24 protein-coding genes are annotated in these 24,811 nt (G+C 34.0%); 10 read left to right on the top strand and 14 right to left on the bottom strand.

Translation table 11 applies throughout. From position 1 onward, the window contains the following. Positions 1-45 precede the first annotated feature (45 nt). The 9 genes from sufC to AC2D8I_RS10820 all read right to left on the bottom strand — a co-directional run bounded on the left by sufC (position 46) and on the right by AC2D8I_RS10820 (position 9,195). Entirely contained in the window at positions 46-798 is a 753-nt protein-coding gene (gene sufC, locus AC2D8I_RS10860; protein ID WP_484706033.1) for a Fe-S cluster assembly ATPase SufC, read from the bottom strand. 4 nt (positions 799-802) lie between these two features. Beyond that, positions 803-1,216, bottom strand: coding sequence for a hypothetical protein (locus tag AC2D8I_RS10855; RefSeq protein WP_484706032.1), 414 nt, complete (start codon positions 1,214-1,216; stop codon positions 803-805). A 67-nt stretch (positions 1,217-1,283) separates the two neighbouring features. After that, a complete protein-coding gene (sufB, locus tag AC2D8I_RS10850; protein WP_484706031.1) occupies positions 1,284-2,732 on the bottom strand; it encodes a Fe-S cluster assembly protein SufB in 1,449 nt (482 codons plus the stop codon). 10 nt (positions 2,733-2,742) lie between these two features. Beyond that, positions 2,743-3,072 (bottom strand): HesB/IscA family protein, encoded by a 330-nt coding sequence (locus AC2D8I_RS10845; RefSeq protein ID WP_484706030.1) that lies wholly within the window; start codon positions 3,070-3,072, stop codon positions 2,743-2,745. A 107-nt stretch (positions 3,073-3,179) separates the two neighbouring features. Further along, on the bottom strand, positions 3,180-4,256 hold the full coding sequence (locus AC2D8I_RS10840; RefSeq protein ID WP_484706029.1) for a cytochrome-c peroxidase: 1,077 nt from the start codon (positions 4,254-4,256) through the stop codon (positions 3,180-3,182). Between the two features lie 3 nt (positions 4,257-4,259). Beyond that, a complete protein-coding gene (locus AC2D8I_RS10835) occupies positions 4,260-5,036 on the bottom strand; it encodes an MbnP family protein (protein WP_484706028.1) in 777 nt (258 codons plus the stop codon). A 4-nt stretch (positions 5,037-5,040) separates the two neighbouring features. Beyond that, on the bottom strand, positions 5,041-6,405 hold the full coding sequence (locus AC2D8I_RS10830) for a hypothetical protein (protein WP_484706027.1): 1,365 nt from the start codon (positions 6,403-6,405) through the stop codon (positions 5,041-5,043). A 17-nt stretch (positions 6,406-6,422) separates the two neighbouring features. Next, positions 6,423-7,688, bottom strand: a complete 1,266-nt coding sequence (locus tag AC2D8I_RS10825; protein WP_484706026.1) for a choice-of-anchor B family protein — start codon at positions 7,686-7,688, stop codon at positions 6,423-6,425. A gap of 7 nt (positions 7,689-7,695) precedes the next feature. Continuing rightward, positions 7,696-9,195 carry a choice-of-anchor B family protein gene (locus tag AC2D8I_RS10820; RefSeq protein WP_484706025.1) on the bottom strand — a complete coding sequence of 500 codons (1,500 nt, stop codon included), beginning with the start codon at positions 9,193-9,195 and terminating at the stop codon, positions 7,696-7,698. Positions 9,196-9,401: 206 nt separating this feature from the next. Between AC2D8I_RS10820 and thiL the strand changes: the two genes are divergently transcribed. Then, positions 9,402-10,448, top strand: a complete 1,047-nt coding sequence (gene thiL, locus AC2D8I_RS10815; RefSeq protein ID WP_484706024.1) for a thiamine-phosphate kinase — start codon at positions 9,402-9,404, stop codon at positions 10,446-10,448. Here the strand turns inward: thiL and AC2D8I_RS10810 are convergent. Together AC2D8I_RS10810 and AC2D8I_RS10805 are read right to left on the bottom strand one after the other, a co-directional pair. Next, positions 10,445-10,687: a DUF1660 family phage protein gene (locus AC2D8I_RS10810; protein WP_484706023.1), complete on the bottom strand. Its 243-nt coding sequence runs from the start codon at positions 10,685-10,687 to the stop codon at positions 10,445-10,447. The genes thiL and AC2D8I_RS10810 overlap by 4 nt on opposite strands. 84 nt (positions 10,688-10,771) lie before the next feature. After that, positions 10,772-11,545 (bottom strand): alpha/beta fold hydrolase, encoded by a 774-nt coding sequence (locus tag AC2D8I_RS10805; protein WP_484706022.1) that lies wholly within the window; start codon positions 11,543-11,545, stop codon positions 10,772-10,774. A 104-nt stretch (positions 11,546-11,649) separates the two neighbouring features. Between AC2D8I_RS10805 and brnQ the strand changes: the two genes are divergently transcribed. From brnQ to AC2D8I_RS10780, 5 genes are all read left to right on the top strand, one after another. Then, positions 11,650-12,954, top strand: coding sequence for a branched-chain amino acid transport system II carrier protein (brnQ, locus tag AC2D8I_RS10800; RefSeq protein WP_484706021.1), 1,305 nt, complete (start codon positions 11,650-11,652; stop codon positions 12,952-12,954). Between the two features lie 7 nt (positions 12,955-12,961). After that, positions 12,962-13,801, top strand: coding sequence for a helix-turn-helix domain-containing protein (locus tag AC2D8I_RS10795; protein WP_484706020.1), 840 nt, complete (start codon positions 12,962-12,964; stop codon positions 13,799-13,801). Between the two features lie 444 nt (positions 13,802-14,245). After that, on the top strand, positions 14,246-14,791 hold the full coding sequence (locus AC2D8I_RS10790) for a carboxymuconolactone decarboxylase family protein (RefSeq protein ID WP_484706019.1): 546 nt from the start codon (positions 14,246-14,248) through the stop codon (positions 14,789-14,791). A gap of 31 nt (positions 14,792-14,822) precedes the next feature. Then, positions 14,823-15,179 (top strand): hypothetical protein, encoded by a 357-nt coding sequence (locus tag AC2D8I_RS10785; protein WP_484706018.1) that lies wholly within the window; start codon positions 14,823-14,825, stop codon positions 15,177-15,179. A gap of 48 nt (positions 15,180-15,227) precedes the next feature. Continuing rightward, on the top strand, positions 15,228-15,608 hold the full coding sequence (locus AC2D8I_RS10780) for a plastocyanin/azurin family copper-binding protein (protein WP_484706017.1): 381 nt from the start codon (positions 15,228-15,230) through the stop codon (positions 15,606-15,608). An 84-nt stretch (positions 15,609-15,692) separates the two neighbouring features. Here AC2D8I_RS10780 and AC2D8I_RS10775 read toward each other — a convergent pair whose 3' ends face one another. Further along, entirely contained in the window at positions 15,693-16,340 is a 648-nt protein-coding gene (locus AC2D8I_RS10775; protein ID WP_484706016.1) for a hypothetical protein, read from the bottom strand. Between the two features lie 105 nt (positions 16,341-16,445). Here AC2D8I_RS10775 and AC2D8I_RS10770 point away from each other — a divergent pair, with 105 nt between their 5' ends. Beyond that, a complete protein-coding gene (locus tag AC2D8I_RS10770) occupies positions 16,446-17,774 on the top strand; it encodes an aspartate kinase (protein WP_484706015.1) in 1,329 nt (442 codons plus the stop codon). Between the two features lie 112 nt (positions 17,775-17,886). Here AC2D8I_RS10770 and AC2D8I_RS10765 read toward each other — a convergent pair whose 3' ends face one another. Both AC2D8I_RS10765 and AC2D8I_RS10760 read right to left on the bottom strand, forming a co-directional pair. Beyond that, a complete protein-coding gene (locus tag AC2D8I_RS10765; protein ID WP_484706014.1) occupies positions 17,887-19,179 on the bottom strand; it encodes an aminopeptidase P family protein in 1,293 nt (430 codons plus the stop codon). Positions 19,180-19,278: 99 nt separating this feature from the next. Beyond that, positions 19,279-19,863 (bottom strand): Crp/Fnr family transcriptional regulator, encoded by a 585-nt coding sequence (locus AC2D8I_RS10760; protein ID WP_484706013.1) that lies wholly within the window; start codon positions 19,861-19,863, stop codon positions 19,279-19,281. Positions 19,864-20,122: 259 nt separating this feature from the next. Between AC2D8I_RS10760 and AC2D8I_RS10755 the strand changes: the two genes are divergently transcribed. From AC2D8I_RS10755 to AC2D8I_RS10745, 3 genes are all read left to right on the top strand, one after another. Next, positions 20,123-22,966: a WD40/YVTN/BNR-like repeat-containing protein gene (locus tag AC2D8I_RS10755; RefSeq protein WP_484706012.1), complete on the top strand. Its 2,844-nt coding sequence runs from the start codon at positions 20,123-20,125 to the stop codon at positions 22,964-22,966. Between the two features lie 38 nt (positions 22,967-23,004). Beyond that, positions 23,005-23,892, top strand: a complete 888-nt coding sequence (locus AC2D8I_RS10750) for a hypothetical protein (RefSeq protein WP_484706011.1) — start codon at positions 23,005-23,007, stop codon at positions 23,890-23,892. A gap of 229 nt (positions 23,893-24,121) precedes the next feature. Further along, positions 24,122-24,808, top strand: a complete 687-nt coding sequence (locus AC2D8I_RS10745; RefSeq protein WP_484706010.1) for a succinate dehydrogenase cytochrome b subunit — start codon at positions 24,122-24,124, stop codon at positions 24,806-24,808. The last annotated feature ends 3 nt before the right edge of the window (positions 24,809-24,811 follow it).

Here is a 24,811-nt window from a genome sequence, read left to right as displayed (position 1 = left end):
GTATAAATGTTACTTTTTATTACGTTATTATAAGTAATAAACGGATTAAGCATTAACTTCTTCTTTTATCCAGTCGTAACCTTTTTCTTCTAATTCGTGAGCCAATTCTTTTCCTCCAGATTTTACAATTCTACCATTATACAAAACGTGTACAAAATCTGGAACAATATAATCTAATAAACGTTGGTAATGTGTAATAACCACTACAGCGTTATCTTTAGATTTTAATTTGTTTACGCCGTTTGCTACAATTCTTAAGGCGTCAATATCCAAACCAGAATCAGTTTCATCTAATATGGCTAATTTAGGCTCTAACATAGCCATTTGAAAAATCTCGTTTCGTTTTTTCTCTCCTCCTGAAAAGCCTTCGTTTAAAGAACGTGAAAGAAATTTGCGATCTATTTCTAAAAGTTCAGATTTTTCACGAATCATCTTAAGCATGTCTTTTGCAGGCATGTCTTCTAGGCCTTTTGCTTTACGATTTTCGTTAATCGATGTCTTCATAAAATTGGTTACAGAAACGCCAGGGATTTCCACAGGATACTGAAAAGATAGAAAAATGCCCTTGTGAGCACGTTCTTCTGCGGCCAGTTCACTTAGATCTTCGTTTTCTAGAATAATCTCACCCTTTTCAACTTCATAGTCTTCTTTTCCAGCGATAACAGAAGCTAAGGTGCTTTTTCCAGAACCATTTGGTCCCATTATTGCATGTACTTCACCAGCCTTTACTTCTAGGTTAATTCCCTTTAAAATCGACTTATCTTCAACACTCGCGTGTAAGTTATTTATTTTTAACATTGTCTTATTGTCCTATTTTAATGACTTCGTTTGCTTTTTTATCCAGTGCATTTACACTTATTATTTCTTTGACCTCTACTTTAAATGGCCAACCTTCTTCCCCTTTAGGTTTAGATGTTATTTTTCCACGAATTTGAATAGCTATACCATCTGTAGGTTCTTTTCTAAACGCTTCGCCCATATCGTTTAGTTCTTTTGCTTTTTCGTCTACAACAACTCCATAAACAGTGCTTCCTACCTGCAATACTGCTGCATCTGCATAATATATGAACTCACCTGAGAGTAATGTTAAACCGTCTTTTTGCTTAGCCGTTTTTTCTAAGGTGCTAGGTTCGGTTGTAGATTCTTCAGGCTTAATATCGTTTTTACAACTGCTAAATACGGAAAGCGATAAAAGTAAGATGAAAATTTTCTTCATAATTAATGTAAATATTTAGTGTCTATTGATTTGATTTGTAGCGTATTGTTTTTTATATAAGGTTTTTTTAACCGACAGATCCTTCTAAACTTATTTCTAATAATTTCTGAGCTTCAACCGCAAATTCCATTGGCAATTTGTTTAATACTTCTTTACTAAATCCATTTACAATTAATGCAATAGCTTTTTCAGTATCTATACCTCGTTGATTACAATAAAAAATTTGATCTTCCCCAATTTTACTGGTCGTTGCTTCATGTTCTATTTGAGCGGTTTTATTCTTTGCTTCTATATAAGGAAAGGTATGTGCACCACATTCATTACCCATTAATAGACTATCACATTGCGAGAAATTACGAGCATTATCTGCACGAGAACTTATTTGAACCAATCCGCGATAGCTATTTTGTGATTTTCCTGCTGAAATTCCTTTAGAAATAATAGTTGATTTGGTGTTTTTTCCCAAATGAATCATTTTGGTACCTGTATCTGCCTGTTGAAAGTTGTTTGTTACAGCTATGGAATAAAATTCTCCAACTGAATAATCGCCTTTTAATATGCATGAAGGGTACTTCCAAGTAACAGCACTTCCTGTTTCTACTTGTGTCCAAGAAATTTTCGCGTTTTTTTCGCATAAACCTCTCTTGGTAACAAAATTAAAAACACCACCTTTTCCTTCTGCATTTCCTGGATACCAGTTTTGAACTGTAGAGTATTTGATTTCAGAATCCTCTAAAGCTATTAATTCTACAACAGCAGCGTGTAATTGGTTTTCATCACGGCTTGGTGCTGTACAGCCTTCTAAATAGGAGACATAGCTACCTTCGTCTGCGATGACAAGAGTTCTTTCAAACTGTCCTGTTCCTGCTTGGTTGATTCTAAAATAAGTAGATAATTCCATAGGGCAGCGTACGCCTTTAGGAATATAACAAAAAGAACCATCACTAAATACAGCAGAGTTTAATGCTGCGTAAAAATTGTCTTTTTGAGGAACCACCGTTCCTATATATTTTCTTACAAGTTCCGGGTGCTCTTTTATCGCCTCAGAAATGCTCATGAAAATTATTCCTTTTTCACCTAAGGTTTTTTTAAAGGTAGTTGCAACAGAAACGGAGTCTACAACAACATCCATAGCTACACCGGATAATTTTTTTTGTTCGTCTAAAGAAATACCTAGTTTTTCGAATGTCGCTAATAATTCTGGGTCTACTTCATCAAGACTTTCGTATTTAGGCTTGCTATTAGGGGCAGAATAATACGATATAGCTTGAAAATCTGGTTTAGGGTAATTAACATTTGCCCATTCAGGTTCTTCCATTTCTTTCCAGATTTTAAAAGCTTCCAGCCTCCATTCTGTCATCCATTCAGGCTCTTCTTTCTTCTTAGAAATGGCACGAACGATATCTTCGTTTAAACCAATAGGGAACGTTTCAGATTCTATGTCTGTATAAAACCCATATTCGTATTCTTTGGTTTTAAGTTCTTCCCTTAAATCGTCTTCAGTATATTTGTTCATTGTCTTAAAATTATAAGGAGAAACTTTCTCCGCAACCGCAAGTTCGGTTCGCATTTGGGTTGTTAAAAACGAATCCTGTTCCGTTTAATCCACCTGAATATTCTAATGTTGTTCCGATAAGATATAGCAAGCTTTTTTTGTCAACTATAATTTTTATGTCGTTGTCTTCAAATATTTTATCTCCTTCTTCTTGTGCTTTGTCAAACTTTAAGTCATAAGACAAACCAGAACAGCCGCCACTCTTAACACCAACACGCACATAGTCTGTATTGGCATTAAAACCGTCATCCTGCATTAGTTCAATGACTTTCTTTTTAGCTGTTTCAGAAACCTTTATCATAGATTTTTAATTAGAATTTAGTCTAAATAGTGTGCAAATATACAATATAAGTCGCTTTTAACCATATAACATAACATTATATTAATAAATGGTTTTATAACAAAAAACTATTGATTTGTGAAGTTGGGGTTGCTTATGAACGAAGGGTCTGATAAAGAAAGTAAGAATGCTTTTAGGTCCGATTTTTCTTGATTAGAAAGTGATACACCACCTTCATTTACTTTTTTCATTAAAGGATCTATTGTGGGAGAGTCTTGTAGACCTTCGCTGTAATGATTTATAACTTCGTCTAAGGTGTTAAAGCGTCCATCGTGCATATACGGCGCTGTGTAGGCTAAATTACGAAGCGATGGGGATTTGAATTTGCCGTTATCGGCAGGGTCACCAGTTACATTACCTAGTCCCAAATCGGTAAACGTTGCATCTAGACCATTATTGTGAAAAATATTGTCTGTCCACAGCGGGTTATTAGGGTTTCCATGACAATGAAAACAATCACCTTTAGCTTCGTCCATAAATACATTAAGGCCGTTTTGTTCTTGTTGTGTTAGTGAGACTTGATTTAGTAAATACTTATCGAATTTTGAGTTTGAAGAAATTAGTGTGCGCTCAAATTGAGCTAAGGCGTTTGCAGTGAGTTCTTTAGTGATGTTTTGCGTTTTAAACGCTTTTTTGAAAAGTTCAGGATACTCTGAGTGAACAGATAGTTTATTAACTACATCGTCCCAATTGCTATGCATTTCTATAGGGTTTTGAACAGGTTCTAAAGCTTGACGCTCTAAACTTAATTGTTTACCATCCCAAGTAAACCGATCATTGTAATTCCAAGCTAGATTAAATAGAGGCATTGCATTTCTTGTTCCAAAATTACCATCTATACCATCACTAAAAGCTCTGTTGTCTGAAAATGCGTTTTGTGGAGCATGACAAGTTGCGCAAGATTGTGTGTTGTTCCCTGATAGAATTTTGTCAAAAAATAATTTTTTTCCTAAAGCAACCCCTTCTTTAGTTTGCGGATTTTTACTGGGAATTATGGGGGCAAGTATATTTTGTTGAAAAAGCAAGGGGATTTCTAGTGGCTGTGGGGTTGGTTCATATTCTTGTATTGTTTGGCTATCTTCGTCTGAGCAAGAAACTAAAGAGGCAAGGAACAAGTATGTAATATAAAAAAACCGCTTTTTCATTGTTTATTGAGTAATAGTAGCTTCTCCTAAACTAAAGACGTTTTGTCCATTTTGATTCATCATTATTTGGGCTGTTGCATTAGGCATTAAAACAGTATTTAATACATTTAAATCCCAGGTATTAGGGTTTTTAAACCATTCTGCGATATTCATTTCTACATTAAAAGTAGTGTCTGTGGTAATTGTGGTTGGACCTAAGTCAACATTTATATAAGTATCTTGGATAGGAAAAGATGGGGCCATTCCTGGTGTTACAGTTACAGCTCTTATATTATGGAAGTTGAAAGGCTGATCTGTATTATATTTTCCATCGAATTGCATATAATGATATCCACCACCAAGCATCGTAGGAACGTTAAAGTTTGCTGAGTTTAAATCTGGATAAATACCATCAGTGTTTTTTTCATTCTTCAGTCCATATGTAAATGAAACATTGGTGTAAGTGCCTGTAGGGATCTCAATTTCTGGAGCGTACATAAGGTCGTTATTGGTAACATCTACTAACTTATGTCCATCAATAATAACGTTTTCTCCATTGGTCTTGGTAAAGGTTACATCCGAAATTATGTAGCGCAACCTAGTAATGGTTAGAATTTCTCCATTTGCAGTTGTGTATTCTGTGTTATCAAAATCGCTGCTAGAAACATTAATGCCATTCCAATTATTTGAAAAATTAAAAATTATTTTGGCAGAAGTATCAGTGTTGTCATCATTGTCTTCTCCACAAGAGATAAGACCTGTGCTAATGAATAAGACTAGTAGGGGTAATATTTTTTTCATCTTTTTATTTTATTTTTATAATTAGCAGGTCGGTGAAGCCTTTGTTTTCTGTTAAATCGCCATCATTACTAGAGGTTTCTCCTACTGCAACAATTGTTTTGTTGTTTAATTCTATGACATCGTATCCAAAGTCAATATTGCTGCCTCCAGCGGTTGTTTGCCACTGTAATTCTCCTGTATTGTCCACTTTTAAAACCCATGCATCATTATGACCATGGTTAGTGGTTAAATCGCCGTTATCACTACGGGAATTACCAGCAAGAAGAAATCCATTATCTTGAGTTTTTGATATGGAACGAGCGACGTCGAAATGACTACCTCCTATGGTTTTTTCCCAAAGTAAGTCTCCTGTTGGAGCTATTTTAATTACCCATAAATCGGCATCTCCAGCATTGTTAGAAATATCTATGTCATTACTTCTTGTGTCTCCTACGATAAGGTAATTCCCGTCATTCGATTTAACGATGCCTCTGGCTTCATCTATTTCAGATCCGCCAAATGATTTTTCCCAAACAAGATTTCCTGTAGAAGAGATCTTAATGACCCAAAAATCGTAAGAGCCTTTATTTCCTGTTATGTCGGTATCCTGACTATCTGATCTCCCAGCAATAATAAAACCATTATCCTCAGTTTGAACAACATCTTCAGGAGTGTCTGTAAAGTTTCCGCCAAAATACTTACTCCATTGTAAATCTCCAGTAGTATTTAGTTTGATAGCCCAGTAATCTCCTCCTGCATGACGCGCTATGTTGTTTTTTTCGGTATTCCCATCTCCTCCTGAAGCGGTAACGTCTAGAATGCCTGTAATTAAATAACCAGAATCATTCGATTGTATGAGTGAAATCCCGGAGTCTGATCCCGAATACCCAAAAGACTTCTGCCAGGAGACGTTTCCAGAAGGGTCTAATTTTGCGATCCAATAATCTTTGGCACCAGAATTCCCTGAGACATCTTGATCGTTACTAGAACTAGTTCCTAAAATTGCATAGCCTCCGTCTTGTGTTTGTATAATGTCATTTCCTCTATCATCATCACTTCCTCCATAGGTTTTATTCCATTGAAGTTCGTCTGAAGCATTAAATTTTAAAAGCCAATAGTCGTAACTTTCATTAAACTTATCTGTAACATCCCCATTCATACTTTGTGTAAATCCTAATATAGCATACCCTCCATCTGTTGTATTGATTACAGATTTTGCACTTTCGTTTTTGGTGCCTCCATAGGTTTTTATGTAATCTATGTTTCCTGTGGCTACTGGAATTGGAGTCGGTACTACAGGGGTGTTTGTAGGATTATCATCCTTAGAGCAGCCAAATGCTAATAGGAACGTAAAAGAATATATTGCGAAAATGTTTTTTTTTAAAGTCATTAATATTTACTGCTTTTTTATGTGCCACTTTTTTTTATAATAAATAAGCCGCCTTCTATATCACTAATAATAATATTCCCGCTAGCAAAAAAAGGATAAAGGCTCCAAACGCCATTAAAGCTTGCGTTATTGTTGCTGGGATAAGTGTCGAAATACCCAGTTTCTGTCATCGGGTTAGATTGTGCTTCTATATTGGTGATGTCCAGAACTCTAATTCCTGCACTATAATTGGATAGAAAGAATTCATTTCCTTTTATATAACCATTGTGATCTATTGCTGGGCTTGTTCCAGTATGAGTGGATGATAATGTAGGGTTGTCCAAATCATTAAAATTAAAGATTAGTGTTTTTGTATTAAAGCCAAACTCTTGTTCATCAATTTCATCTCCAAGGATAAAGTAACGATGGTCTTCTGTAAACCAGCCTTGATGTGCATAAGCTGTTTGTGGGTATGTGAATTCACTAATGGGAATTACATTGTTTTTATCTGTTACATCTAAAACAACTATTTTGTCTGTATTGCCATTGCTTCCAACATAAATTTCCTTACCAATATAATTACTGTCTGGGCCGTTGTAGGTAACTACCTGTGCATCATGAGAGTATCCTCCAATGCTATAGTCGCCTAATAGGACTGGGGCTAATGGATTTGAAATGTCAATAAATATAGGGCCGCCTCCATTGGTAGAGCTGCATCCTACTAGATAGGCAACGGCTTCACTTTCATTAATTACAATATTGTGGCAACTTCCAACGCCTGTGTAAATAGCGTCAGCTGTAAAGTTTTCTGGAGTATTGCTTATACTCCTCAAACGGGTGAGATCAAAAATTTGCATACCATGTTCTCCAACGCCATCTGCAACAATAAATGCATGGTTATTGTATACTTTTACATCTCTCCAGGCGTTGGATCCGGCAGAAGAGTTTAATCGTCCTAAAAAAATAGGAGCTGTAGGGTTTGTTATATTAACAAAAGCAGTACTGTTGCTTAGTGCGACTAATGCATATTCATTTCCGTTAAAAGAATCTGTCCAACCCCAGATGTCGCTACCTTTAGTTTCAGGATGGCCTCCTAAGGTTTCTACATTAATTTGCCCCATTAAATCGTAGCCGTTACAAGGGTATGGTCCAGCGTTACCGTTTTTGCAAACATATAAAGGCGTGTTTTTAATTTCATTTTGAGTATTATTAGAATCGTCTGAGCAACTCAAAAGAATTGAAAATAAAACACAAGAAAATGAAAGTGTCTGTGTTAACTTTATGGTGTTTAGAAAAGGTTGCATTAGAGTTTTATTTTAGCACTAATTTTTTCGTTGTAGTGTTGTTTATTTTTATGAGATAAACTCCTTTAGGGTAATTTTCTAAAGGTAAGGTAAATTCTATTTTGTTAATATTATTTTTAGTAAATATTTTTTGTCCTAGAATATTATGAATACTAATTGTATTTAGTTTTTTGTTAAGAGATTTTATAGTTGCTGTAGAAGTTGTAGGGTTAGGGAATAATGAAAAAGAGTTCTTTTTTTTAAGTTCTGGTGTGCTAAGAGTGTTACTTTCTCTAACAATGATTAAGCCGCTTTCTATATCGCTAATTATTATATTGCCGCTGTCAAAATAAGGGTAAATACTCCAGGCTCCATGAAAGCTAGCTGAGTTGCTACTAGGATAAGTGTCGAAATATCCAATTTCAGAATTCGAGTTGTTGGAAGATATGAGCGAAGGGATGTCTAAGACTCTTAATCCTGCGCTATAATTAGCTAAAAAGAATTTGTTTCCTTTCACATAACCATTGTGGTCGATAGATCGCTCTGGGCCAAAATAAGTTTTTAATAAAGCTGGATTGGAAAAATCGGCATCTAAATCAACAAAATCGAAAATCATGGTTTTAGTATTGAAGCCAGAGCTTTGTTCATCAATTTCATCTCCTAAAATAAAATAGCGCTGATCTTCGGTGAACCAGCCTTGATGTGCATAGGCTATTTGTGGGTATGTAAACTCGTTAATTGGAATAATATTGTTTTTATCTGTAACGTCTAAAATAACAACTTTGTCTGAATTTCCATTGCTTCCTATGTATATTTGTTTTCCTGTATAATCAATATCAGGACCATTATATGTTACAACTTGAGCATCGTGAGTGTATCCTCCAGCGGTATAATCTCCTAATGCTCTAGGGTTAGAGGGATTGCTGATGTCTAAGAAAATAGGGCCGCCTCCATTAGCAGAAACGCAACCTACTAAATAAGCTACACCTTCAGCTTCATTTATTACTATATTGTGGCAGCTTCCAATTACCAAGTCTCCAATGCCTCCGTCTCCAACATATTTTAATACTTGAGCACCATCATAGGTTAAATCTGGGTCTACTCCGTTTCTAAGTATGGTTAAATCAAAAACTTGAACACCATGTGGGCCTGCGCTATCAGCAACAATAAACGCATGGTTATTAAAAACTTTAACGTCTCTCCAGAAGCTTGAGCCAGCAGCTGTTTCTATTCTACCTAAGAAAATAGGGTTTACAGGGTCTGAAACGTCAACAAAGGCAGTGCTATTAGTTAAACAAATAATAGCGTATTCTTTATTGCTTAAAGGGTCAGTCCATCCCCAAATATCACTTCCTTCAGGGTTTCCAACTGTGGTTGCTAGCGTAGAAATAGGGATTTGTCCCATTAAATCATAATTATTACAAGGATATATACCAGCCATTCCTGTTGAGGTGTTGCATGGGGTTTGGGAATAACTCAATTGAAATAATAATGATAGAATAATAATAAAATGGTAATTTTTCAACATTTGATTGAATTTTTATAAGTGGGTTTTTGCAAAATAACGATAAAATACTTGTTTTAGGTGTTAAACTACATATTTGTGATACGTGAAAATAGTAGTGATTGGTTTTTTGTCTAAATCATATTTGTAAATTGTAGTTATGTCTATCTTATGAACAATTAAAAATGTGATTACCCTACTTTTTTAACTTAACTCCTTATTTTTGCATTATGATAGAAGATAAAAATCAACAACGTACTCAGTTAAGTGACCTAGGAGAATTTGGTTTAATAGAGCATTTAACGAAGAATTTAAGTATAAAACATAAATCAACAATTAAAGGTGTTGGTGATGATGCAGCTGTTTTGGAATCTGAAAAAAAGCAAATAGTAGTTACTACAGATTTATTGGTAGAAGGCGTGCATTTCGATCTAAGTTATGTGCCATTAAAACATCTGGGATATAAATCTGTAGTGGTAAACTTATCGGATGTATATGCTATGAATGCAGACGCTAAACAGATAACTGTTTCTATAGCTGTTTCTAATCGGTTTCCTTTGGAGGCTTTAGAAGAATTATATGCGGGTATAGAAACGGCTTCTAAAATATATGATATCGATGTTATTGGGGGAGATACAACTTCTTCAACTTCTGGGTTGTTAATTTCTGTTACTGCAATAGGGGAGGTTAATGCCGATGATGTTGTTTATAGGAGTGGTGCTAAGCCTAATGATTTATTGGTGGTTACTGGTGATTTAGGAGGGGCTTATATGGGGTTGCAAATTTTAGAGCGTGAAAAAGAGGTTTTTAAAGTTAATCCTAACAATCAGCCGGATTTAGATGCGTATACTTATATAATGGAGCGTCAGCTTAAGCCAGAGGCGAGAAAGGATATTGTTAAATTATTAAAGGATTTAGAAGTTAAACCTACAGCAATGATAGATGTTAGTGATGGGTTGTCTTCAGAAATTTTACATATATGTAAATCAAGTGCGGTGGGTTGTGATCTGTATGAAGAAAAGATACCTTTAGATCCTCAAGTAATTTCTACCTGTGAAGAGTTTGATATCGATAGTACTACAATAGCTCTAAATGGAGGCGAAGATTATGAGCTGTTAATGACGATTTCTCAAGAAGATTATCCTAAGATTAAAGCAAATCCAAATCTAACGGTTATTGGTTTTATAACAGAAAAAAGCAGCGGAGCGCATCTAGTGACTCGAGGAGAAACTAAAGTTGCACTACAGGCACAAGGGTGGAAAAACTTTAAGGGTTAAGAGGTTAATTTATATGGTGTTTGCAAATTTTCTTTGTTAAGTTTAGATTGACGTTTAGTGTGAATGTGGGCTAGAATTGAGTTAATCTCTTTGTATTTAGGGGTTAATAAGGTCAAGTTGCCTTGGCCATTAGTGGTTAGTTCTTTACTGCAATGAGAACATTTGTATTCTTTTACATGGTAGGTTACGTGTTTTGATACTTTAAAATTGTGACCAAATAAATTGCATATTAATCGCATAATTTTAAGGGTTTTTATTATGTTTTTGGTTTAAAGGCAGTTAAACATAAATAAAAAAAACAAGCTTTAGATAAAAAGTTGTGTTTATTCGATGAAATGCATTATTTCTTTTAGGTACTCATTTTTGTTTTCAATGTGTGACATATGACCTTCAGATAAAAGAAGTGTTTTAATATTTTGTTTTTGCGTAAATTGAATGATGTTTTTAGTATTTAGAACAGTGTCTTTCTTTCCTAATAGAATGAGTTTTTTAAAGGGAGCTTCAGAAAAAAACACAGAAAAATCTTGACGTAATTTCATGCCTTCTTGACCAGCCATATATCCTTGAAGCGATGTTTTAAGTGCTGTTTGTAGCGCTAATTCGTATTCCTCTTTGTGTGTGGTTTTGCTATGGTTACTAAATAAATTAGAAAAAGATATGCGAACCATATTCTTAAAATTACTTTGTGCCATTTTGTTAGCGCGTGTTCTCTGTAAGATTCTTTCATTGGTATCAGCTTCATAAGTTGAATTTAATAAGCATAATCCTTTTATTTCTTTGCGGTATAATTTAGCATAGGCTAATGATACATAGCCCCCCATTGAATGTCCGATAAGGAAATATGATCTTAATTTTAAGTGATCTATTATAGCTCTTACCGCATAAGCCATTTGTTCCATTGTATGTATGTAACCTATACAGCCTGTTTTTCCGTGGCCTAGTAAATCTATAGTAATCATGCGGTACTTTTTAGATAATACCAAGACGGTGTCATTCCACATTGAATTGTCTTCTAGAAACCCATGTAATAAAATGATGGGATCTCCCGTGCCAACATCATTATAAAAAATATTAATTCCTTTGTATTCTAAAATCATTTTTGAAGTATCTTGGGCAAAGATAATTAAGAGGTAGAATTTTAACCAAAAAGATTGTGAATGAAGTGTCTTTTGAAGAAATAAAAAATACTAATTAGTAATAAATGCAAAAAAGAAAAAAGTTGTTTGTAACAAGTTTTGCCTTGTTTTCTATGTTTTTTGGAGCTGGAAACTTATTGTTGCCGCCCCTTTTAGGGTACAATGCAGGAAAAGATTGGTCTTTGGTAACTGTTGGATTTATGATTACTGCTGTAATAATTCCTATTTTAGGAATATTGGCTCACGCTAAGTTGCAGGGTACTATGTTTGATTTTGGAAAGAAAGTGTCTCCTCTTTTTAGTTCTATATATTGTGTTATTGTCTATATTATTTCAATAGCAATACCATCTCCGCGAACTGCATCTGCAACGCATGAAATGACAATTTATCCAAGCTTTGGTACGGGCTCGCTGTTAACAAGTTTTGTGTATTTCTCTTTGGTGTTGGTGTTCGTTTTGAATCGTTCTAGAATCTTAAATTTAATTGGCAAATTTCTAACGCCATTAATAGTTGTTACACTTTTATTAGTTATAGGAATAGGTTTATTTTCGAGTGATATGCAAGTGGGCGTTTCTGTTTTTGACACTCCGATTGTTAAAGGTGTTTTAGAAGGGTATCAAACTTTTGATGCGATTGGAGCAGTGGTCGTAGGCGCTGTAATTATAGTGTCTTTAAATTTTAAAACCAATGCTTCTTTTGAGGAAAAGAAGGGGCTTCTTAGAAAATCAGGATTTCTGGCTGGTCTTGGATTATTTGTTATTTACGCAGGCTTAATATCTGTAGGTGCATTTTACGGCTCAGAAATTGATGTCGATTTGGATCAGAGTAACGATATGCAAAGAGCAACATTATTAAGAGGTATTAGTTTTGCTGCTTTAGGAGCTTTTGGGAATGCTGTATTGAGTGTTTTGATTTCTATGGCCTGTTTTACAACTGCTGTGGGTATTATAGCGGGAACGGCAGATTATTTTAAAGCCTTGTTTAATAATTCTCAGATAGGCTATGTTGTGACGGCAGTTGTGTCTTGTATTGTAGGAATTGTAGTGGGGCAATTGGATTTTCATTCTATAATAGTAATTGCGTTACCTGTATTAATGTTTATTTATCCAATCACCATTATTTTAATTTTATTGAATGTTCTGCCAGATCTTTATGTTTCAAAAACAGTATTTCGTGGTGTTGTAATTGTAACTTTTTTGTTTAGTGTGCCAGACTTTTTAAGTTTTACTCCTTTAAAAACCGATTTGGATGTTGTAGTAAACTTAATTCCTTTGGCAAAATATCGTTTTGGTTGGGTAATACCAGCTTTGGTTGTATTTTTAATATTAAATTTAAAAAAAATCACGACTAAGGTGGGATCTATTAAATAATAAATTAATGGCAGTTCAAGATATAAAAACGTATGCATTCAAGGATGTTTTCTCTTTAAGTGTTGTGCAGTTTGAAAAGGCGTGTGTGGTTAATAAACCAGAACAAATAGATGCTTATAGTATTTATTGGATTAAAGCAGGAAGCGGGACCTATAATATCGATTTTAAAAGTTATTCTTTTAATGAAAATGTGTTGTTTTTTTTGTCTCCAGGGCAAGTGTTTTCTGTAGACTCTGAGAAAATAAAACAAGCCTATAAAATAACCTTTGTTCGTGATTTTTACTGCATACAAACACACGATAAATCTGTAGCTTGTAACGGGGTCTTATTTAACAATGTTTATGAAACGCCGTTTGTAAAGCCCTGTGAAAATGATACTAAAAAATTAAATTTTATTATCGAAAGCCTCGTCGATGAGTTCAAAAGTTCTGATACAGCACAATATGATATGTTACAGGCTTACTTAAAACAGTTTATTATACATTCTGTTCGTATTAAAAAGGAAAAGCATCCTATAAAGAACGATATGGAGAGTAAATTATTTAAAGATTTTAGCGTGTTGGTTGAGCAAAATTATAAAACATTACACACAGTAACAGACTATGCTAATAGATTGGGGGTTTCTCCAAAGTCATTAACTAAGAATTTTCAAAAAGTTGGTGTACAAACCCCTAGTGACTTTATTAAAAGTAGAATAGTATTAGAAGCAAAGCGTCAATTAATATATACAAGTACATCTGTTAAGCAAATCGCATATGATTTAGGATTTAACGATTCTGCTTATTTTACTCGGTTTTTTACTAAAGCAACTTCTAAATCGCCACTACAGTTTAAAAAGGAGTATTAAATAAGTTTTCCGTTTTTTACATTTCGTTTTTAGATTAAACATATAGGTGTTGTTTTGCTTACTTTTTTATTAAAAAAGTAAGCGTTATTTCTTTCCATCTCTAAAAAAACACCGCTAAAATCAAATAAGTCCAATTATAAGGAACTTTTGTCCATTTTTTAATGCGCTTGTCTGTTGCATCTTTGCAGTGTATTTAAACATAACCATTTAAAACACGACAAAAATGAAAGCAACAGAAAATTATCAATGTCCGAATTGTTGGGGTTATCAAATTTATGGTGAAAAACAATCTCAACAAGAATTGTGTCAATGTGCAGAACAAAACGAACAGCTGTAGTATATAATGTAATATGCTGTTTGTGAATATTTAAACAAGCGCTTAGAAGGCGTGAAAACAAAATCAATAAGGTTCTTAGTTAAACTAAGAGATAAAAAAATAAAATTATGAGTACAAGGATTGAAACTTTAAACCCAGAAACAACAACAGGAAAGTCTAAAGAGTTATTTAACGCTGTGCAAAGCAAATTAGGATTTATTCCAAATTTAATAAAGGTATTTGGTAATTCACCAGCAACTTTACAAACGTATTTAAGTTTGGGGGAATTAACAACAAGTGGTAATTTCTCAAATAAGTACAGAGAACAATTGGCATTAGCTATTGCAGAAACAAATGAATGTAATTATTGTTTATCGGCACATACAGCGATAGGTAAAATGAATGGATTGACTGCTGAGCAAACGGTGCAAAGTAGACAAGGTGTGGCGGACGAAGCGAAAGCTCAAGCTGGTTTAGAATTTGCTCAAGCAGTAACTAAAAATAGAGGTCAAGTTTCTACAGAAGCGATTGAGAAAGTTAAAGCGGCTGGTTTTAATGATGGTGATGTTTTAGAATTGGTGTTAAATGTAGTGTCTAATACATTAACAAACTATGTAAATCACATTGCAGAAACTGAAATAGACTTCCCGTCTGTTGAAGCAGGGAAGTACTAATACATATATTAATTTAAGGAAAATAAAGGCTATGGAAAATCAAATAGAAAAAAACCTGAAACAGGTTCATGAATTATTGGCTCAAGGAAAATTCATCGAGGCTATGGAAACTTACTTACACGATGATGTTGAATTAAGAGAGGCCAATGATGCTCCTAAAAAAGGAAAGAAATTTAATATAGATTTCGAGCATGATTTTATAAATAACCAATTGGAAGAATTTATACGTTATGATGTTAAGGATGTTGCAGTACAAGGTAATACCTCTTTTTATACAGCTGAAATGGAGCTTAAATTAAAAGATGGCAGTGTAATGCTTTCGGAGCAGGCAGTAGCTAGTCAATGGAAAGACGGTAAAATATACAGAGAGCGTTACTATCACGCATAAGAAATATAAGAATATAATAAACAAACAAAAACAATAGATTAAAAGATTATGAAAAATGTATTAGCAGGATTATTTTTAGTAGTATTTACACTAACTGCAACAGCACAAGGGCATAAAAAAGGGAGTCAAGATGTAAAAACGGTGTCTTTAGAGCAAACTGATGGTGAGTTTACGCAAAAGGCGGTTACATTATCTGAGGGCACTTATGTATTCGAAATTGCAAATGTAGGTGTGGATCATGAAGTAGGATTTGTATTAGCTCCAAAAGGAAAAACAGATGCTAAAAATCATATTAAAAACGCTTATGTTACAAAAGCGGTAAAAACTAATACTAAAGGACATTCAAAAGAAGTGACGCTCAAAAAGGGTGAGTACGTTTACTTCTGTCCTTTAAACCCTACGCCACAATATACATTGGTTGTGGAGTAGTCATTTTTGTGTAGTGATTGAAAAGCGAGCTCTTAGTAGTTCGCTTTTTTTGTTTGTATTAATTATATAAATTATGAATAGTTTTTAGTTTAATTTCTTGATTGTTGAAAAGGCCTTGTCTACAATATGATCTTCAACTAAGACTGTGAATTCGTTGGTTGTAGAGATTACTTCATATAAAGAAATGCCTTCCCAAGCAAACCGTTTAAATATCTGATAATAAAGGCCTGCTATTTTAGAGTTGTCCTTGGGAAGACGAATGCTTATTGCGGAAAGGTGTTCTTTTAGTTCAATCATTGATTCGTTTTTAAAATTATCTAATACTTTTTGTTTTTCAGAATTTGAAATAACGATATTACTTTCATATAAGCCTTTTGTAAACCCGTAGAACACTTTGTTGCTTATCTTTTCTAGAATTTTAACATGGCTATTTATTAGTGTTTTTGAATTTTGAAATGTAAAATCTATTAAGTTAGAGCGTACTGTAATATCTCCTAGGTTTTTTAATACAATTTTCAATTGCTTTGAGTGCCTTAAATGTTTAGGGGGATTATAGCGTCGTAAAGCCATTATTATGGCTCCTGTTTTAATAGGTTTTCTTAGCATGGCTGCGATTGGAGTTTGTAACTCTTCGGCTAATGCAGAGAAATTAATGATATTTCTAGATAAGGCTTCTTCTAGGAAAGGTTGGGTTACTAGAATTTCTTCAACGCAAGATGCTATTGTTTTCACAGTGTTAAATATTTAACATTAAGTGTAAAAATAGACTATTTTTTCAATTTTCATTCATAAGAAGACTGTTAAATGTACCTTGGTTTTAATTAAAGGAAAATAAAAATGCAAGTATTAAAGTTTGGAGGAACGTCTGTTGGGTCTATAGAGAATATGACTAATGTTAAAAATATTATTAAAAGTAGTGATAAAAAAGTGGTTGTTTTATCTGCTGTGTCTGGTACAACAAATGCATTAGTTGAAATATCTGAATGTATTCGTTTGGGCAACGTAGCTAAAGCTTTAGTAAGTATAGTGACATTGAATACCACTTACGATTCCATAATTTGTGGTTTGCTTAATCATACTATTTTAAAGGCTGAGGTGCAAAGTTATATAAATTCTGTATTTGCTGTTTTAAGGGATTCTGTAGATATGCCTCATAGTTTGGTTTTGCATAATAAGATTGTTGCGCAAGGGGAATTATTGTCTACTTTTATGTTTAGTCGTTTTTTAATTCAAGAAGGGGTTGATGTGGTACTTTTATCTGCGTTAGATTTTATGCATGTCGATAAAAATAGTGACCCAGATAATATTTACATTAAAAGAAGCTTAAGCCAATTAATAGCTACCGTACCAAAAGCAGATGTTTATTTAACGCAAGGTTTTATTGCTCTTGATAAAAACGGAAATATTGCGAATTTAGGACGTGGCGGTAGTGATTATACGGCAACTATTATTGGGGCGGTATTAAAGGCTAATGAAGTACAAATATGGACGGATATTGATGGTGTTCATAATAACGACCCTAGATTTGTGAGTGACACAGTGGCGATTTCAAACTTATCTTTTAATGAAGCGGCAGAACTGGCTTACTTTGGGGCTAAAGTTTTGCATCCTCAAACTGTTTTGCCTGTTATGGAATTAGGGATTCCTATTCGTTTAAAAAATACAATGTCTCCAAAGTCAAAAGGAACACTCATTACAGATCGTTCTTGTGGGGAAGGTATTAAGGCTATTGCGGCAAAAGATAATATTATTGCTATTAAGATAAAGTCTGTAAGAATGTTATTCGCTTATGGTTTTTTAAAAAAAGTATTTGAGATTTTTGAAAAATATAAGACTGCTATAGATATGGTTACAACATCGGAGATTGCAATATCTTTAACTATAGATGATGATACTTATTTGGAGGCTATATTAAATGAATTAAAAATGTTTGCTAAAGTAGAAGTAGATGGTTTTATGACTATCGTTTGTTTGGTCGGGAATGGGATTATATATCACCCAGATACACCGTGTCTTTTTAAGGTGTTGCAAGATGTAAACGTGCGAATGATTGCTTATGGAGGGAGTAATAACAATATATCATTGTTGGTAAGTACAGATGATAAATTAGAGACGTTGCAAAGACTACATTGTTATGCATTTGAGTCCTGTTTAACCTCTGTATAAAATAGGATGTTTTTTAAGACACGTAACCAAGAATTTTGTTTAGTTTATTCTGTGTTTAAAAATGGAAACAGGAGCTTAAGGCTCCTGTTTTTTTATTTGATTGCTGCTGCTTTTATTGGTTCATCAATGATTCGATTTCATCAGCTTCAATTGGGATGTTTCTCATCAAGTTAAAAGGAGTGCCTTTTTCTTGGATTACAACATCATCTTCTAGTCGGATACCAAACCCTTCTTCTGGGATATAAATTCCTGGTTCTACTGTAAAGACCATGTTAGCTTGCATTGGCTCAGTTAAAATACCATAATCATGCGTGTCTAGCCCCATATGGTGTGAGGTGCCATGCATAAAGTATTTTTTATAGGCTGGCCAATCTGGATTTTCGTTTTGCACATCGGCTTTGTCTATTAATCCTAGATCTAGTAATTCGCTAGTCATTAATTTTCCAACTTCGACGTGGTAATCTGCCCAAATTGTTCCTGGTGTTAACAGTTTTGTTGCCTCATTTTTCACTCTATTTACTGCGTTGTATACTGTTTTTTGACGATCAGTGAACTTTCCGGAAACAGGAATTGTACGAGACATATCACTTGAGTAATTTGCGTATTCGGCACCCACATCTAACAATATTAAATCACCAGCCTTACATTGTTGGTTGTTTTCTATATAATGTAATACGTTTGCGTTTTTTCCCGAAGCTACGATAGGGGTATACGCGAATTTTTTTGAGCGATTTCTTAAGAATTCATGTATAAATTCAGCTTCTATTTCAAATTCCCATACATTGGGTTTAACAAAATTTAAAACCCGGCGAAACCCTTTTTCAGTAATATCGCAAGCTGTTTGAATTAAGTCAAGTTCAGTTTGATTTTTTATAGCGCGTAAACGTTGTAGAATAGGATTGCTTTTTGCAACGCGATGTGCAGGGTATTTGTCTTTTATCCATTTAGTAAAGCGGTCTTCTCTTGTTTGCGTCTCGACATTTGCTCTGTAGTGTTCATTTGTATTTATGTATACTGTTTCGCTTTGAGACATAATCTCAGCCATTACTTTGTGTAAATCTTGTAGCCAGTATACTGTTTTAATTCCGCTAGTAGTATAAGCTGCATCTTTAGTTAGTTTTTCACCTTCCCAAACGGCAATATGCTCATTCGTTTCTTTTAAAAAAAGAATTTCACGGTTTTTAGGGTTTGGACAATCTGGGAACAGTACTAAAATGCTTTCTTCTTGATCAACGCCACTTAAATAAAAGATGTCGCGGTGTTGCTCAAAAGGCAGTGTACTATCTGCACTTACCGGATATATGTCGTTTGAATTAAAAATAGCAAGGCTTTTTGGTTGCATCTGGTTAGCAAAATTCTTACGATTTTTTATAAAGAGGCTGTGGTCTATTTTGTGGTATTTCATTTGAAAAAAAAATTTTGTTTCCCTAAAAGAGGAAACTCATTAATAAATGCTGTTTCAAAAATAATTAAACCTTTTTTTAAATCAAGTAGCCATATGGCGTTATTTTATATTTTTACGTATTCTACTCATGTGTCTTGATGAAATTCCTAGAAAGGACGCTAAGTAATGTAGAGGAACTTCTTTTAATAATTCAGGATCGTTGGTTAATAGTTTTTTATAGCGTTCTTCGGGTGCTAATGTTAATAAGTCAATACGGTAATCGTCTATTAAAAAGATTTGATTTTCAATTAAATTATAGTAAAAGTTATTGAATGCTTTGTTGTTTTTAATTAAATGGCTAAAGGTTTTAAATGGTATGACCCATAATTTACAGTCGCTTAATGCTTTAATTTTTTTGCGTGAAGGGACTCTGTTTTTAAAACTGTTTAATGCAGAAGTAAACGAATCACGTAGTGCTAAATAGGTTGTTTTTTCTTCTCCTAATACTTGTATGGAATGTTGTAATATGCCGTTTTCAATGTAGCAAAAGTAGGAGCAAATATGGCCTTCTTCTACCAAAAATGTGTTTTTCTTAAGTTCTAAAAAAGAGAAGTGCTCTAGTATAGCGGGGATTTGTTTTGTTAGTGAGGTATCATTTATTGTGTTTTCTATATGTGTCTTTAAATTACTTTTTGCTGTGTCCATTGTTTTTGAGTTTCAAAATACAAAAGGTTAATTTTCTAGTATGAGAAATGGGTTGAGTGATTTATAGCTAGATGTTGAGGTGTGTGTTGTATAAAGGGTAAATGTACTGTAATTTAGTGATTTAAATGTTTAATTATGTGTGTAATTTGAGTTTTTGTGACTTAGATGAAGGTTTCTTGTGTTTATCCTAGCTTTTTAAAACAGAGATATTTGTATCCTTATTAAGTTTAGTTATCTTGAGCGTGTAAAAATTATCATTATGAAGGTTAAATATATTTTCTATGCATTATCGTTCTCTCTAGTTGTTTTTAGTGTAAGGGCACAACGTCTTAGCTCTAGTGTCGATGTTGTTAAAAAAGCATTGCAGCTTAAGGCAGAAATGCAAAACAATTCATTAGTAAAAAATGTGCCGTTTAAAAATATCGGGCCTACTGTAATGAGTGGGCGTGTTACAGATTTAGCAGTTAATCCAAAAGATCCTACAGAGTTTTATGTTGGTTATGCTTCTGGAGGAGTTTGGCATACCGTAAATAATGGAACAACATTTAATCCGATTCTTGACAGTTCTCAAACACAGAATGTAGGGGATATTGCCGTGGATTGGACTACCCGTACTATTTGGGTGGGTACTGGAGAAAATAATAGTTCACGCTCATCATATGCAGGAATCGGACTCTTAAAGTCTGTAGATAATGGAGAGGCTTGGGAGCGTATGGGGTTGGAAGATTCACATCATATAGGCCGTATTTTAATCAATCCTAATAATTCTAATGAATTAGTGGTTGGTGTAACGGGGCATTTGTATTCTCCAAATAAGGAACGTGGGATATATAAAACTACAGACGGTGGAAAGACATGGAAACACACACTGTTTGTAGATGATGTTAGTGGGATTATAGATGTTCAATATGTGCCAAATAATTATAATATAATGTTTGCGGCTTCTTGGACAAAGGATAGAAAGTCGTGGAATTTTAATGGTAGTGGAAAAAACTCTGCGATTTTTAAAAGTATAGATGCGGGGGCAACATGGACTCGAATCTCAACTAAAAAAAGTGGTTTCCCCATCGGGGAAGGCGTAGGGAGAATCGGCCTCGCTGTTTATGATGAAAATACAGTTTATGCCATTCACGATAGTCAATTTAGAAGAGCCTTTGATGAAAATAAGGTTGTAAGCGGTTTGACTAAAGATGATTTTAAAAGAATGAATGTTGATGCTTTTTTGGAATTAGACGATAAGAAACTGAATGGTTTTTTGAAAACGAACGGTTTTCAGGAAAAATATAGGGCAGAAAACGTTAAGCAAATGGTTAGAAGTGGAAACGTTAAACCTGTAGATCTAGCAAATTACCTTGAAGATGCTAATTCTATGTTGTTTGATACACCGGTGATAGGTGCAGAAATATACAAAACAACTAACGGAGGTAAAACATGGAAAAAAACGCATAAGGATTATCTAGATGGATTATACTATAGTTATGGTTATTATTTTGGGCATATTTATGTAGCACCAAATAATAAGGATAATTTATATGTTTATGGAGTGCCTATTTTAAAATCTAAAGACGGTGGTGAAACATTTTCTTCAATAAGTAAAGAAAATGTTCATGCCGATCATCATGCATTATGGATAAACCCTGAAAATCCGAATCATTTGATAAATGGTAATGATGGAGGGGTTAATATTTCTTATGATGATGGAGAACATTGGATTAAAAATAATTCACCTGCCGTCGGTCAATTTTATGCTATAAATGTAGATAATGAAAGGCCTTATAATGTGTATGGCGGTTTGCAAGATAATGGGGTTTGGGTAGGACCGCATAACGCTGTGGAAAATAAAAGTTGGCATCAAAATGGTCAATACCCTTGGAAAAGTATAATGGGAGGTGATGGTATGCAGATTGAGATAGATAAAAGAGAGGCGAGTTTGGTGTATACTGGGTATCAGTTTGGTAATTATTTTAGAATAAATCGTAAAACAGGAGATCGGAAATATATTCAACCAAAACATGAATTGGGTGAAAATCCATATCGATTTAATTGGCAAACACCTATTCGTTTGTCATCACACAATCAAGACATTTTGTATTTAGGAGGCAATAAATTGTTGCGTTCTATGAATAAAGGAGATGATTGGAGTGCGATTTCAGGAGATTTGACTAAAGGTGGAAAAAAAGGGAATGTTGCTTTTGGTACCATTACAACTATTAGTGAATCTCCTTTTGCATTTGGAGTGATTTATGTTGGTACCGATGACGGGCTTATTCAAATCACCAGAAATGGAGGTGTGACTTGGGATAATATATCCAATGGCCTACCAAAAGATCTTTGGGTGAGTAGGGTTGTCGCTTCAAAACATGATAAAGCACGTGTTTATGTAACGCTTAATGGATATAGATGGGATGATTTTAATACTTATGTTTATTATAGTGACGATTATGGTGTTAATTGGATTCGTGTGGGAGATGATTTACCAAATTCGCCAGTAAATGTAATTCGAGAAGACCCTGTTAATAAATCTGTTTTGTATTTAGGAACCGATAATGGTGCTTATGTTTCATTTGATACTGGCAAGCATTGGGAAGCTTTTTCTAAAGGGTTACCTGCTGTTGCGGTACATGATATGGTTATTCAAGAAGATAAAAACGATTTGCTAATTGCAACACATGGACGAAGTATTTATAGTGTGAATGTAAAGCCTTTACAAGAAATCAATATAGCTGAAATAAATACACCTATAACTTTCTTTGGGGTTAATGAAATCCGATATTCCTCACGTTGGGGAAATTCATGGAGTAAATGGCTAAAAGCATATCAGCCTTTGAAAACCATTAAATTTTATTCCGTTAATTCAGGTAAAAAAACAATTGAAATTTATTCCATACATAATGTGCTACTAAATACGATTAAATTAGAGGTTGTAAAAGGGTTTAATTATGTTGATTACGATTTAACAATTTCAGAAAAAGGCGCGAAACACCTTTTAAAGCAAATTAAAGATATTGATCTTAATAAAGCTAAAGACGGGAAATATTATCTTCCTAAAGGAAAATACATTATACAGATTGGTGCGCAGGAAACAACTTTAATCGTTAAATAAGCTGTTTTATATTTAATTGTTATTAAAAAATAAAAGCAATGAGAAATTTAAAAATTATAGTGATAATATTAACTACGGTGTTTGTGTCGTGTGTAGTGGATAATGATGAACCTGTAAATGAATTGATTCGGCAGCCTCCAGCAAACCTTGTTATTAAGTTTCAATTAGATTCTACGCAAGCGCGTTTGGATAATCAAGGGCAGTTGGCAGTTGTTCCTTCAGGGCATGCTGCGCAATCTCCAAGTATAACTAAGCTTAGTGCTAATTATATAGAGTTCTTGCCAAATTCAACGACACCATTGGGAGATGGTAATGTCGTTTTTTCAGGAGTAGAGACAGTGGTTGATGGCGTGACAGCTATAGATTTTCAGAATGCTGTTTTTGTTGAAAATGAAGGGGTTTTTATAACTATTCCTCTAAGTGAATTAGCCGTTGGTAGTTATGAATGGGCTAGAGTGTCTATAGCCTATCAAGAAGGTGGAATCACGCTTTTGGGAGCAGATGGTAATGATCATGAAGCAACATTAGCTAGTTTTATAGGGTATAATAATTATATTACATTATTGAATTTAGGAGATGAAGTGATTGATGTAAACAGTAATAAATTGCAAGGCTTTTGGGTGGTGAATACCGAAGCAGGGCTATTGCAAGGTCAGACGCCAGAAGGCGCAACTACAGTTCCAAATCCTTTGTTTGATTCTTCTCCAATTCCAGAGGGATCTAGTGTTATTACTGGGCAATTTGAAAACGGATTTACTATAACAGGAGAAGAAACGGAAGATATAGAGATGACGTTGTCTTTTTCTGTAAATAATAGTTTTGAATGGGTTGAAGTTATTGAAGATGGAAAATATGAGCCTACTGCAGGAGAGCAAATCATAGATATGGGCATTAGGGGAGTTGTGCCAATGGTTACCAGTGAGTAATTTTTGTTAGTTGGTTTTAAGAATTGAAATTGTGTTAGTTGTCGATTGTATGTGCTATGTAATTGTGATTTAGTTTTGCGCTTGTAATTCGAATTTTAACAAAAATTTAAATTGAAGATTTGTTGTTAACTTATACCGATTCTAAATAGCGCTCAAAACCATAGTATATATTTGTGATACTAACTAGTGAGCATTATCTTTGTGGGACAATATTTTAACTACAAAAATAATGAGCGGAATTTTAAATTCTTCAATAGGAAGAAAGTTTGCTATGGCACTTTCAGCATTCTTTCTAATGTTTTTCTTACTTCAGCATTTTGCAATTAATATCCTTTCGGTCTTTAACCCAGATACTTTTAATGAGGTTTCTCATTTTATGGGCACATTTCCTTTGGTACAATATGTGTTGCAACCTGTTCTTATTTTCGGTGTGATTTTTCACTTTATAATGGGATTTGTTTTAGAAGTAAAGAATAATAAAGCAAGGCAAATAAGCTATGCTAAAAACAATGGAGGCGCAAATTCCTCTTGGATGAGTCGTAACATGATTTGGAGTGGATTAGCCATTTTAGCGTTCATTTTACTTCATTTTTATGATTTCTGGCTGCCAGAGATTAATACCAAATTTATTGAAGGTGATTTGTCAGGGCTTCTCGATCCAAATAATGTGGACAGCGGTTACAGATATTATGAAGAGCTTCAACATAAATTTGTAGACATGTGGAGAGTTGTATTGTATGTCATTGCATTTGCTTTTTTAGCATTGCACTTATTACATGGGTTTAATTCTGCATTCCAATCAGTTGGAGCAAACAATAAATATACTAAAGGATTAATAGGGTTTAGTAGAATATATGCAATAGGCATTCCGTTGGGATTCATTTTTATTGCATTATTCCATCACTTTAACCACTAATAA

The organism is Lacinutrix sp. YIN62, from assembly GCF_057219185.1.
The sequence above is the reverse complement of the archived record's forward strand: the minus strand, read 5'-3'. Positions and strand labels throughout refer to the sequence as shown.